This window comes from Mesorhizobium sp. M8A.F.Ca.ET.202.01.1.1 (assembly GCF_004791595.1).
Taxonomy (GTDB): Bacteria; Pseudomonadota; Alphaproteobacteria; order Rhizobiales; family Rhizobiaceae; genus Mesorhizobium.
In genome coordinates, this window is the sequence record NZ_SRUN01000211.1 from 1 (window position 1) to 311 (window position 311).

The 311-nt window shown below is 65.6% G+C and carries 1 pseudogene; it reads left to right on the forward strand.

The features are described from left to right. Window positions 1-219, forward strand: a pseudogene (locus EN845_RS34530) (MBL fold metallo-hydrolase); the annotation flags it as partial. Window positions 220-311 lie beyond the last annotated feature (92 nt).

Genomic DNA, 311 nt, shown 5'->3' on the forward strand with positions numbered 1-311 from the left:
CGGTTTCCGGAAATTCCGCCCTACGGCGTGTTCGGCGGCTTCCACCTCTCGGGGGTGACCGAGCCGATCATCCCCGAGACGGTCGAAGCGCTGGCCCAGTTCGACCTGCAGCTGATATCGCCCGGGCATTGCACGGGCTGGCGCGCCGTGAGCGCGCTCGCGGCCGCCTATGGCGAGACGGTCGCTCCATCCGTGGTCGGCAAGACGTTTTTGCTTTGACGGCTCCAACCAACGACTCTGGCGTCCAATGCCGGCAGCCCCCTAAGCTGCCGCCATGATCTCCGCATAGGTGCCGAAATCGACATTGCCGC